11 protein-coding genes are annotated in these 11,307 nt (G+C 60.7%); 3 read left to right on the forward strand and 8 right to left on the reverse strand.

The window, feature by feature from the left end:
- Positions 1-44 precede the first annotated feature (44 nt).
- Positions 45-782, reverse strand: coding sequence for a septum site-determining protein MinC (minC, locus tag ACVWVP_RS13385; RefSeq protein ID WP_034117002.1), 738 nt, complete (start codon positions 780-782; stop codon positions 45-47).
- Between the two features lie 119 nt (positions 783-901).
- Here minC and ACVWVP_RS13390 point away from each other — a divergent pair, with 119 nt between their 5' ends.
- Positions 902-1,837: a lipid A biosynthesis lauroyl acyltransferase gene (locus ACVWVP_RS13390; protein WP_176998054.1), complete on the forward strand. Its 936-nt coding sequence runs from the start codon at positions 902-904 to the stop codon at positions 1,835-1,837.
- Positions 1,838-1,934: 97 nt separating this feature from the next.
- Positions 1,935-3,065, forward strand: coding sequence for a patatin-like phospholipase family protein (locus ACVWVP_RS13395; protein ID WP_259174121.1), 1,131 nt, complete (start codon positions 1,935-1,937; stop codon positions 3,063-3,065).
- 110 nt (positions 3,066-3,175) lie between these two features.
- Here the strand turns inward: ACVWVP_RS13395 and ACVWVP_RS13400 are convergent, their stop codons facing one another.
- The 7 genes from ACVWVP_RS13400 to puuE form a co-directional block, all read right to left on the reverse strand.
- A complete protein-coding gene (locus ACVWVP_RS13400; RefSeq protein ID WP_178921322.1) occupies positions 3,176-3,961 on the reverse strand; it encodes an outer membrane protein OmpK in 786 nt (261 codons plus the stop codon).
- 436 nt (positions 3,962-4,397) lie between these two features.
- Positions 4,398-5,744: a nucleobase:cation symporter-2 family protein gene (locus ACVWVP_RS13405; protein WP_178921326.1), complete on the reverse strand. Its 1,347-nt coding sequence runs from the start codon at positions 5,742-5,744 to the stop codon at positions 4,398-4,400.
- A 142-nt stretch (positions 5,745-5,886) separates the two neighbouring features.
- Positions 5,887-7,191: a urate hydroxylase PuuD gene (locus ACVWVP_RS13410; protein ID WP_457406417.1), complete on the reverse strand. Its 1,305-nt coding sequence runs from the start codon at positions 7,189-7,191 to the stop codon at positions 5,887-5,889.
- 51 nt (positions 7,192-7,242) lie between these two features.
- Positions 7,243-7,746, reverse strand: a complete 504-nt coding sequence (locus tag ACVWVP_RS13415; protein ID WP_016976354.1) for an ureidoglycolate lyase — start codon at positions 7,744-7,746, stop codon at positions 7,243-7,245.
- 120 nt (positions 7,747-7,866) lie between these two features.
- A complete protein-coding gene (alc, locus tag ACVWVP_RS13420; RefSeq protein WP_178921328.1) occupies positions 7,867-8,862 on the reverse strand; it encodes an allantoicase in 996 nt (331 codons plus the stop codon).
- Between the two features lie 80 nt (positions 8,863-8,942).
- Complete coding sequence (uraD, locus tag ACVWVP_RS13425) at positions 8,943-9,458, reverse strand: 2-oxo-4-hydroxy-4-carboxy-5-ureidoimidazoline decarboxylase (RefSeq protein ID WP_457406419.1); 516 nt, start codon at positions 9,456-9,458, stop codon at positions 8,943-8,945.
- Positions 9,455-10,381 (reverse strand): allantoinase PuuE, encoded by a 927-nt coding sequence (puuE, locus tag ACVWVP_RS13430; protein ID WP_178921333.1) that lies wholly within the window; start codon positions 10,379-10,381, stop codon positions 9,455-9,457. The genes uraD and puuE overlap by 4 nt, the downstream gene beginning before the upstream one ends.
- Positions 10,382-10,810: 429 nt before the next feature.
- Here puuE and uraH point away from each other — a divergent pair, with 429 nt between their 5' ends.
- A complete protein-coding gene (gene uraH / locus ACVWVP_RS13435; protein WP_457406421.1) occupies positions 10,811-11,164 on the forward strand; it encodes a hydroxyisourate hydrolase in 354 nt (117 codons plus the stop codon).
- Positions 11,165-11,307 lie beyond the last annotated feature (143 nt).

Raw genomic sequence — 11,307 nt, forward strand, 5'->3', positions numbered from 1 at the left:
TGCTATCAGAGTCTAGAGATGCTTGGAAAATGCGGCAGTATCCGTTAAAGACGGATGATGTTCAACACATCGCCCGACAGGTTGACCTGCACCGAAGCCCCCCACAGCGGATCACGGCGCAAATCTTCTGAAACCTTGTACTGGCCTGCGATGGACACTAGCTCAGCGGTCAACTGCTGGCAAAAAATACGGGCCTTGGTATCACCCTTGATGCCGGCGAGGGCGCGTCCGCGCATCGGGCCGTATACATGGATGTTGCCATCGGCGAGAAGTTCCGCCCCTGGGCTGACCGAGGAAATCACCACCAGGTCGCCGCCTTGGGCGTAAATCTGCTGCCCGCCGCGTACGGGCGAGGTGATGATCTTTGTAGGCTTGATCGCAGGCTCGGGTGGTTTTTCCGGTTTTTTCTTCTCTTCACCGACCAATGGTTCCAGCGGACGCTCGCGCGCACCGGACGGTGGCAATACTGGCAGTTCAATGGCGATGGCGGCGGCAATGTCTTCGATACGGCTGGCACGGATCGCCAGGGTACGCAGGCCATGGGAACGGCACACACGCATCAGGCCGGGCAGGTCGATGGCGCCCTGGCCGGCTGGCAGTTTGTCCAGGGCCAGCACCAACGGGGCATTGTTGAAGAAGTTCGGCGCCAGGGCGACCTTGGCGGCCAGTTGGCGGTCCAGGGCATCGAGGTCGTTGCGGGCCAGTTCCAGCACGGTAATGGCGAGCATGCTGCCTTTTAACTGGAACACGGGATCTTGGTCTAGCGGTTCGGTTTGGCTCATGGTCGGCAAAAGCGGCTTGTCACGAAAAGTGTCGAGACTTATAACGAGAACATCCACGGGCCGCAAGCCGGGTCGAACCGTTGTAGAATGCGCGGCCCTTGTCTTTACCGGAATCTGTAATGGATCGCCCGCGTTTTCGAGCTGTATTTTTTCACCCACGTTTTTGGCTGTTATGGCTGGGACTCGGCCTGTTGTGGCTGATCACCCAATTGCCCTACCGCGCCTTGTTGACCATTGGTCGCCTGCTGGGCGCCGGCATGTACCGTGTGGCCGGCGAACGCCGCCGCATCGCTGCGCGCAACCTGGAGCTGTGCTTCCCGGAAATGTCCGCCAAAGCACGCAAGCAGTTGCTCAAGGAAAATTTCGCCTCCACCGGCATTGCCTTCTTTGAAATGGCCATGAGCTGGTGGTGGTCACGCCAGCGGCTGGCACGCCTGGCCCATGTCGAAGGGCTCGAGCACCTCAAGCAGGCGCAGCTGGACGGCAAGGGTGTGATCCTCATGGCCCTGCATTTCACGACCCTGGAAATCGGCGCAGCCCTGCTCGGGCAAAAGCACACCATTGATGGCATGTACCGCGAACACGGCAATGCGTTGTTCGACTTCGTGCAGCGCCGTGGCCGTGAACGCCACAACCTCGACTCCCTGGCCGTCGAGCGCGAAGATGTGCGCGGCATGCTCAAGCTGCTGCGTGCCGGCCGTGCGATCTGGTACGCGCCGGACCAAGACTACGGCGCCAAGCAAAGCATCTTCGTGCCGCTGTTCGGCATCCAGGCAGCCACCGTGACCGCCACCAGCAAGTTTGCCAAGCTGGGCAAGGCGCTGGTGGTGCCGTTCACCCAGGAGCGCCTGGCCGATGGCAGCGGCTATCGCCTGGTGATTCACCCGCCGCTGGAAGACTTCCCTGGCGAATCCGATGAAATCGACTGCCTGCGGATCAACCAATGGGTCGAAGCCTCGGTACGTGAATGCCCCGAGCAATACCTGTGGACGCACCGGCGCTTCAAGAGCCGGCCACCGGGTGAGCCCAAGCTGTATGAGAAACGCCGTCGATAAAGTTATTGCAATTGTAAGGACCAGGACTGCTGCGCAGTCGAACGGGAGCAAGCTCCCTCGCCACACATAACGACCCTTCCCCACATGGAGTGACGCGATGCGCCCAGCTGAACCGGTTACAGGCTTGATTCTTTCCGGTGGCGGGGCGCGGGCGGCGTATCAGGTGGGGGTGTTGGCGGCGATTGCCGAGTTGCTGCCGCCGGGGGCCCCCAACCCTTTTCCGGTGATCGTCGGTACTTCGGCCGGTGCGATCAATGCGGTGAGCCTGGCCAGCGGCGCCATGGACTTCACCGCCGCCATCGGGCGCCTCACGGCGTTCTGGCAAGGCTTTCGCAGCCACCTGGTGTTGCGCAGCGACTGGCCCGGGGTGATCCGCCAGGCGGGTCGCTTTTTTATCCATAGCCTGCTGGGCTTTGGCGCACAGGTGCCCGTGGCGTTGCTCAACAGCACGCCGCTGCGCGATCTGCTCAACGACAAACTGCACCTGCACGGCATTGATGAAGCCATCCGCAATCAGCACCTGCACGCGGTGGCGGTCACGGCGTTCGGCTATGAGTCCGGCCAGGCGGTGACCTTCTACCAGGGCGGCGGCACCATTGACGCCTGGCTGCGTCATCGACGCATCGGCGTACCCACCCAACTGACGGTTGAACACCTGCTGGCCAGCTCGGCGATCCCCTTGCTGTTCGCCCCGGTGAAACTCGACCAGGAGTATTTCGGTGACGGCGCCGTGCGCCAATCGGCGCCCATCAGCCCTGCCTTGCACCTGGGGGCCAGCCGCGTGCTGGTGGTGGGTGTCAGTGGCAACCCGCGTGGCAACGAGCCGGCCACACAACGCACTTTCACCGGCCAGGAGCCGACCCTGGCGCAGATCGGCGGGCACATGCTCAACAGCACGTTCATTGACAGCCTGGAAAGCGATATTGAATTGCTGGAGCGCTTGAACCAGTTCAGCCATGCCGCGCCCGGGTTGGCGGCGGTGGACGTGCTGGTGATTGCGCCGAGCCAGCCGATCGACGAAATCGCGGCACGGCATCGGCAGGAATTGCCGGCGGCACTGCGCCTGTTCCTGCGCGGGCCGGGGGCGACCAAGACGAGCGGGGCGGGGGTGTTGAGCTACCTGCTGTTCGAGGCGGGGTATTGCAGCGAGTTGATCGAGTTGGGGCGACGCGATGCGTTGGCCAAGCGCGAGGAAATTACTCGGTTTCTGGGACTACCCCCAATCTAAATGTGGGAGCGGGCTTGCTCGCGAATGCGGTGGATCAGTCAGCACATTAGTCGACTGGCACACCGCATTCGCGAGCAAGCCCGCTCCCACAGGGGGGATGCGGTTTTCAGTTAGAAATGGTATTTGACCAGCAGGCTTGCCGTGTCCTGGTTGGTTTCGAACGCACCGGTATCCTGGATCCCGTACTTGTTCTTCCAGTAGTCATACTCGATACCCACGTACAACTGTTTGTCGCCCCAGTGCAGCGCCTTGCCCAAGTCATATTTGATCTGTGGGTTGAAGTGCAGGTTGGCGTGGTAAGTGCCACGAGCGTTCTTGTCGTTGTCCACGACCCAGTCCATGAAGCCGTCGATCAGCACGTTGGAGTTGCCCACGGGAATGGTGTACGACCACACCGGCGTGATCTGCCACACGCCGTCACCCGGGCGATTGCCTTCGGTCTGGCGCTGGTAGAAGTTCAGCTGGAAGTAGTCGAAACCCGGGATGTTCAAGTCAAAGCCAGGGCCGAGCAGGTAGGACTCGTTGTCGCCTTCGCCGAACTCGTAAGTGAAGGCCAGCAGCACGTCCTTGATCGGGCCGAACGACAGGTCCTTATCGAAGATCTTGCCGAACGACAGGCGTGGGCTGAACTCGCCGTAGTAAGTACTGGGGCCGACGTTGCCGTCTTCCTTGCCGTTGTAGAAGATGCGGTCGACGAACAGGAAGTTGTCGCCGTACTTCCATGCGTCGGCATGTTCGAACGTAACGGTCTGCTGGATCTGCGGGTTGACGGTGAAGTTCTTGCCCCACAGGTAAGTCAGGCTGTTGTTCTGCCACTGCAACAAGTCACCGGCCACGGCTTGGCCACCGGCCAGCAGGGATCCCGCCAGCATCAGGCCTTTGAACATAGGTTTCATTCGGTTGCTCCCGAGTTAAAGTTTTATGGTTTTTTTTCTACGCAGGCGCTCTGATGTGGCGCCTTTTGGTTCGCTGCAAAAATCGTCTGTTTGGTCAGCTTTAGTGCTTTTAGCAAGACCTGCGCCAAGGTATTTAAAAAGCCAAAAAATCCCCGTCGGCTGCATGAGATGCAGTCGATCCGGAGGACTTTTTGCGTAGGTTGGCCGCAGACAACAGGCCGGGATAAGTTGGCCTTGCAGTCAGCTTTTACATCTGCTGTTTTTTTTTGAGTCGATTCGAGCGGGCGCGGAGAATACTGGCTCCCAGGCCTGGGCTCAAGTGCGCTGTAACAGAGCGCGTGGGGCGAGAATGGGGCGCGGCTTGTGGCCGGCCCCAGGTGGAGGATGTGCATGCGTGTGTTCCCGTTTCGTTATTGTTTTTGTGCGAACGAAGGAATCAATGCGTGTGGGCAACGGCAGGTCGTTCAGAACCACCGAGAATGTTGAACAGGATATTCAGCGACAACGCGCTGAGCGTGGCCATGGCGATACCACTGTGGGTAATCGGGCTCATCCACAGCGGCAACTGTGCGAAGAATTCCGGGCGTACCACGGGGATCAGGCCCATGCCGATGCTCACCGCCACCAGCAACTGGTTGCGGCGGTCGGCGATGTCGGCTTCTTGCAGGATCTTGATCCCGGTGGCCGCTACCATGCCGAACATGGCAATCGCCGCGCCGCCCAGCACCGCCGGTGGAATCGACGCGACCAGGTAGGCCGCCTTGGGCAGCAGGCTCAGCACAATAAGGAACACCCCGGCCATGATCGTCACCGAGCGGCAACGCACGCCGGTCATCTGCACCAGGCCGATGTTCTGGGCGAACGAGGAGTGGGTGAAGGTGTTGAAGAAACCGGCGAAGAACGACGCACCGGCATCACACAGCAGGCCACGGCGCAGCATCTTCGGCGTCACGTCCTGGCCGGTGATCTTGCCCAGTGCCAGGAACATCCCGGTGGACTCGACAAAGATGATTACTACCACCAGGCACATCGACAGGATGGGGGCCAGCTCGAACTTGGGCATGCCGAAGTGCAGCGGCGTTACCACTTGCACCCAGGGCGCCATCGCCAGGCCACTGAGGTCGACCATGCCGAGCGCACCGCACAGGGCGTAGCCCAGGCCCATGCCGATCAGCACCGAGATATTCACCCAGAAGCCGCGCATGAAACGGTTGATCAATAGGATGGTGGCCAGTACCAGTGCGGCAATGGCCAGGTAGATCGGCGAGCCGAAGGTGGCGGCCGCGCTGCCGCCACCCGCCCAGTTCACGGCCACTGGAAACAACGACAGGCCGATGGCGGTAATCACCGTACCGGTCACCAACGGTGGAAAGAAGCGCACCACCTTGGACATGAACGGTGCGATCAACATGCCGAAGAACCCGGCGGCGATGGTCGCGCCGAAGATCCCCTGCAGACCGATGCCGGGCATGCCGGCCATGGCGACCATGCTGCCGACGGCGGCGAAACTGGCGCCCATCATCACCGGCATGCGAATGCCCACCGGGCCGATACCGAACGACTGCACCATGGTGGCGATGCCGGCCACGAGTAGGTCGGCGTTGATCAGGAAAGCGATTTCTTCACGGCCGAGGCCTGCGGCCTGGCCAATAATCAGGGGCACGGCGACGGCGCCGCCGTACATCAGCAAGACGTGTTGCAGGCCTACCAGAATCAGTTGCAAGAGGGGCAGCCGCACCATGGCGGGCGCGGCAGGAATCTGCGGTTCGGCTAACTCGGTCATGCAACACCTCGAATCTTTTTTATTGTTGTGTTGTTTGGCAACCGCTGCGCGGTTGATCGCTGGCAAGCCAGCTCCTGCAGGTTTGCGAATCCCCTGTAGGAGCCGGCTTGCCGGCGATAGCGGCCGTCAAGCCACCGAAAATCTAATTGGTACGCGCCCCCTGGTTGATCCAGGTGCCAATCAAATCCCGCTCCTGCTGGGTCATCTGGGTGATGTTGCCCAGCGGCATGATCTGGCTGGCCACGGCCTGCGCTTGGATGCGCGCCGCCTGCTGCTGGATCTGCGCCGGGGTGTCGAACATCACCCCGGCCGGCGCGGTGCTGAACAGCGGGCTGGTCGGCTTGGCCGAGTGGCACACGGCGCAGCGTTCCTGGATCACACCGTGCACCTTGTCGAAATCAATCGTGGCCTGTGCCGGGGCAGCGGGCGCTGCAGCCGGTTCGGCAGGTGCGGCGGGAGCGGCCGGTTTCAAGCCACCGCCCAGCGCCGTTTCCGGCAACGGTTGGTACTCGATGGCGGCAGGCGCCTTGGCGACATCCGGTGCGGTCGACACAGGTTTGGGGCCGGTCACATAGGCCAGGCAAATCATCGCCAACGCGCCGACGGGCAGCGTCCACGCATATTTCTGGCTGTCATGGCGGGTGTTGAAGTAGTGACGCACCAGCACCGCAGCCACGGCGATACCGGCCAGGATCAGCCAGTTGTATTGGCTGCCGTAGGTGCTCGGGAAGTGGTTGCTGATCATGATGAACAGCACCGGCAGGGTGAAGTAGTTGTTGTGACGTGAACGCAGCAAGCCCTTGGCCGGCAGTGCCGGGTCCGGTGTGCGGTTTTCGGCGATCGCCGCCACCAATGCGCGTTGCGCCGGCATGATGATGCGGAACACGTTGCCCACCATGATGGTGCCGATCACCGCACCCACGTGCAGGTAGGCGCCACGGCCGCTGAACACCTTGCTGAAGCCATAGGCCGCCGCAATCAACAGCACGAACAGGATGAAGCCGAGCAGGGCAGGGCGTTTGCCCAGGGCCGAGTCGCACAGGAAGGAGTAGATGAACCAGCCGGCGAACAGCGAGCCGATGCCCAGCAATACGCCTTCAGGCCCACTGAGGCTGCTGCCCGGGGCCAGCAAGTACAGGGTGGGGTTGGAGTAGAACACCACGCACAGCAGCGCGATCCCCGACATCCAGGTGAAATAGGCTTCCCATTTGAACCAGTGCAGGTTGTCCGGCATGGTCGGCGGGGCCAGTTTGTATTTTTCCAGGTGGTAGATACCGCCACCGTGGATTGCCCACAAGTCACCGGCCAGGCCGTCCTTGGGGTTGACGCGATTGAGGTTGTTTTCCAGCCAGACGAAGTAGAAAGAAGCGCCGATCCACGCGACGCCAGTGATCATGTGAACCCAGCGCACGCTCAGGTTCAGCCATTCCAACAGATGTGCTTCCACAGTCTTTACCTCTCGCCTGTCACCCTTGTTGTCGGGTGATCAGACCTTCTCTTATTGGTGGGGGGCGAGGATCAACCGCTCATCCTCTTTGAAAAAATGCTCATCGCAGTTATTGCCTGTGCCACTGCGATCAACCACCAGGAAGTCATCCCGCTTTTCGATCGTCAGCACCGGGTGGTGCCAGACGCCGCGATGGTAATTAATGCCCTGCCTGCCGTTGGTAACGAAGGCGCGGACCAAGCCCGATACAGGTTCATCGCCAAGTGGCGCGACCACGATCAGAAAGGGGTTGCCGAGCAGCGGAATGAAAGCCTGGCTGCCCAGCGGGTGTCGTTCCAGCATGCACACGGTCAGCGGCATGTCCTGCGCGTCTGCGCGGAAGATGCTGATGATCGCGTTGTCCTCAGGCTTGGCGGTTTCCACCGTGGCCAGTTTATGGAAGCGCATGGTCGACCCGTTGTTGATCATGAAGTGATCGCTGCCATCGGTTTCGATAACGTCTCCGAAAGGGGCGAAGGCTTCTTTGGTCAGGGGTTCGATCACGAGTGTGCGCATGGCTGTCTTCTTATCCGAATTTTGTGTTGTTTGATCTGACGCCTTCGCGAGCAAGCCCGCTCCCACAGGGGAATGCATTTCAAATGTGGGAGCGGGCTTGCTCGCGAATGGCATCACCGCTTACTTCGCTACCTTGCCCAAAACGCGCAGGCGGCTCACGCCACCATCCGGGAACACGTTCAGGCGGATGTGGGTGATGGGCCCCAGCGCCTTGATCTGCTCGACGAAGGTGTGTTCAGCGTGCATTTCCAGTTTCTGCGCCGGCAGCAGTTCGCGCCAGAACAGCGATTGGGTTTCGATCTGGCTGTCGGTGCCGCCCTTCACGAAGGCGCCCTGGATCGAGCAGGTGTCCGGGTAGTTGCCCTTGAAGTGCAGGGTGTCGACGATGATTTTCTCGATCTCACCCGGGTGGCCCAGGGCGACGATCACCCAGTCATTGCCCGGCGTGCGACGACGTGCGGTTTCCCAGCCATCGCCCATGTTGATGCCACGGCCCGGGTTGAGGATGTTGCTCATGCGGCCGAAGTGTTCGTCGGAGCAGGCCAGGGCACGGCCGCCGTTCAAGGCGGCGGCCAGGTCGACCTGTTCGTTGTCGCCCACCGAGGACCAATCGCGGAACGGCACGCCGTACACACGCAGACGGGCCACGCCGCCATCCGGGTAGATGTTGAAACGCAGGTGGCTGAACGCCTGGTCGTTGTTGATCTCGTGGAAGTGATGGCTGTTGCCTTGCAACTCGACGGCCGACAGTACTTCTACCCACTGGGTGTTTTCATCAGGGTCGCCCGAGGCCAGGAAGCAGGCTTCCAGGGAGGCCGACGGCGGGAAGTTGCCGGTGAAGAATGAAGTGTCGATGTCCACGCCTTTGATCGAGCCCGGTACGCCCAGGCGGATCACGGCGCTGTCGTAGCCTTCGAAGCGCTTGCGGCGCGATTCCCAGCCGTCCATCCACTTGCCGTTGTCATCGAAAACGCCCTCCTTCCACACGGCCGGGGTCGGCTGGAACAGGCGGTTGGCGTCGGCGAACCAGTCATCGGTCACGGAGAGGATCTTGGTGCCCAGGCGGGCGTCGGCCAGGTTGACGAACTTCTCGAAAGGTACGGGTTGCGCTTTCATTCTTCTTGTCTGCCTTAAATAGAGTGGCTTGGGATGCTCACCAGGCCCTGGGTGCTCATGAACACTCGGGCGAGGGTTGCTTAAAGAGTCAGTAAACGGAACAACGCGATCTTGTTGATCTCGGCCAGTGCGCATTTGAACTCGGTGTCGACCGAGTGGTGGATGCGCGTTTCGAACGCGGCAAGGATCTGATGCCGGTTGCTGCCTTTTACCGCCATGATGAAGGGAAACTTGAACTTGGCCTTGTAGGCATCGTTCAGCTCGGTGAAGCGAGAAAACTCTTCGGCCGTGCATTGGTGAATCCCCGCGCCAGCCTGTTCATCGGTGCTGGCTTGGGTCAGTTGGCCCTGGACGGCGGCTTTGCCGGCCAGGTCCGGGTGAGCGTTGATCAGGGCCAGCTGACTGGTGTGATCGGCGCTCAACAGGATGTCGCTCATGCGTTGGTGCAGGGTTTCGATCTGGTCGATCGAAGGGTCCTGGCCCAGGTCGAAGGCCTTTTCGGCCACCCATGGCGAGTGTTCGTAGATGTCGGCGAAGGCCTGGACGAATGCGTCGCGGCTCAAGGTCGAGGGCTTCAGGGTGTGGAACGCAGTCATTTCGCCGCTCCCGTGTGGGGGTGGGTTTGGTGCCAGTGACGGGCAATGTCCACTCGGCGAGTGAACCAGACCTGCTCGTGACCTTTGACGTATTCAATAAAGCGCTTCAGCGACGCCAGGCGCGCAGGGCGGCCAATCAGGCGGCAATGCAGGCCGATGGAGAGCATCTTCGGTGCCTCGGCGCCTTCAGCGTAGAGCACGTCGAACGCGTCCTTGAGGTACTCGAAGAAGTCGTCGCCCTTGTTGAAGCCCTGCACCTGGGTGAAGCGCATGTCGTTGGTGTCCAGGGTGTAAGGGATCACCAAGTGCGGCTTGCCAGTGGGGGTGTTGGGCTCCCAGTAGGGCAGGTCGTCGTCGTAGGTGTCGCAATCGTAGAGGAAGCCGCCTTCCTCCATCACCAGCCGGCGCGTGTTGGGGCCGGTGCGCCCGGTGTACCAGCCCAGTGGGCGTTCGCCGGTCAGTTCGGTGAGGATGCGGATGGCTTCGAGCATGTGCTCGCGCTCCTGGGCCTCGTCCATGTACTGGTAGTCGATCCAGCGATAGCCGTGGCTGCAGATCTCGTGGCCGGCCTCGACCATCGCGCGGATCACGTCCGGGTGGCGCTGGGCGGCCATGGCCACGGCGAAGATGGTCAGCGGAATGTCGAACTCTTTAAACAGCTTGAGGATGCGCCACACACCGGCACGGCTGCCGTATTCGTACAGCGACTCCATGCTCATGTTGCGCGCGCCTTGCAGCGGCTGGGCCGAGACCATTTCCGAGAGGAAGGCTTCGGACTCTTTGTCACCGTGCAAAATGTTGCGTTCGCCGCCTTCTTCGTAATTGAGTACGAAAGACAGCGCAATGCGTGCCTTGCCCGGCCAGTGGGGGTGAGGAGGGTTACTGCCGTAACCGATCAGGTCGCGTGGGTAGTCAGCGCTCACTGCAGTCTTCCTTCTTGTTCGTGATCATTCATGTGGCGGCCGGGCAGTGAAATGACTGGGTGGCGTCACAGCGATGAGTGATTGTATACAACTTATTGCCAACTTTGTAAGCCTGCATTTCTGCATTTTTTCTGTCACACCCCACTCAAAGGTACTGCAAGAAACTTGCCTGCCTGGTCAGCTAAACCACAAAATCTTTCTACACAACACCGATTTGTAAGAGCCGGCTTGCCGGCGATCGCCTCCCAAGGGACTATCAGGCACACCACCCCCGTCGGCAACCCGGTTCGAATGGCGATCCGGTAATTTGTTTAATTTATTGTGTACAATTTTTTTAAAAAGTGTCTTAATCAGTCATCGCCGGCTTTTTTGATGCCCCGGAAAAGTGCGGACCTTTCTTCTACTGGCTTAAGGAGGCGCGTAGACGCCATGGGACGTTTGACCACACACGTTTTGGACGCCGCACACGGCTGCCCCGGCAGCGCAATCAAGGTCGAGCTGTACCGCGTCGAAGGCGCGCAGCTGGAACTGGTTGCCACGGCCCTGACCAACAGCGATGGCCGGTGCGACGCCCCCTTGCTGCAAGGTGACGACTACCGCAGCGGTGTCTACCAGCTGCAGTTCGGCGCCGGCGATTACTACCGCGCCCGCGGCGTGCAATTGCCTGAACCGGCTTTCCTGGATGTGGTGGTGCTGCGCTTCGGCATCAACGCCGAACAGGATCACTACCATGTCCCGCTACTGATTTCGCCCTACAGCTACTCCACGTATCGCGGTAGCTAGCGTCACCTCGCTTCACACCCCCAAAGCTCTTCGTTGGATTTTCGCCCGCCCACACTGCGGGCTTTTTTTCGTCTGCCAATTATGTAACGCACCGGCACAGGAGAGAGTGCCTAGGCTCGGCTGTTTCAGCCTTGAAGAGCCGT

It is taken from the genome of Pseudomonas sp. TE24901, assembly GCF_054058375.1.

Bases quoted from the DNA above. Each gene is read 5' to 3' on its own strand.
- ACVWVP_RS13400 (WP_178921322.1), bottom strand. From the start codon at position 3,961: ATGAAACCTATGTTCAAAGGCCTGATGCTGGCGGGATCCCTGCTGGCC.
- ACVWVP_RS13415 (WP_016976354.1), bottom strand. From the start codon at position 7,746: ATGCGCACACTCGTGATCGAACCCCTGACCAAAGAAGCCTTCGCCCCT.
- ACVWVP_RS13405 (WP_178921326.1), bottom strand. From the start codon at position 5,744: ATGACCGAGTTAGCCGAACCGCAGATTCCTGCCGCGCCCGCCATGGTG.
- alc (WP_178921328.1), bottom strand. From the start codon at position 8,862: ATGAAAGCGCAACCCGTACCTTTCGAGAAGTTCGTCAACCTGGCCGAC.
- ACVWVP_RS13395 (WP_259174121.1), top strand. From the start codon at position 1,935: ATGCGCCCAGCTGAACCGGTTACAGGCTTGATTCTTTCCGGTGGCGGG.
- uraH (WP_457406421.1), top strand. From the start codon at position 10,811: ATGGGACGTTTGACCACACACGTTTTGGACGCCGCACACGGCTGCCCC.
- uraD (WP_457406419.1), bottom strand. From the start codon at position 9,458: ATGACTGCGTTCCACACCCTGAAGCCCTCGACCTTGAGCCGCGACGCA.
- ACVWVP_RS13390 (WP_176998054.1), top strand. From the start codon at position 902: ATGGATCGCCCGCGTTTTCGAGCTGTATTTTTTCACCCACGTTTTTGG.
- minC (WP_034117002.1), bottom strand. From the start codon at position 782: ATGAGCCAAACCGAACCGCTAGACCAAGATCCCGTGTTCCAGTTAAAA.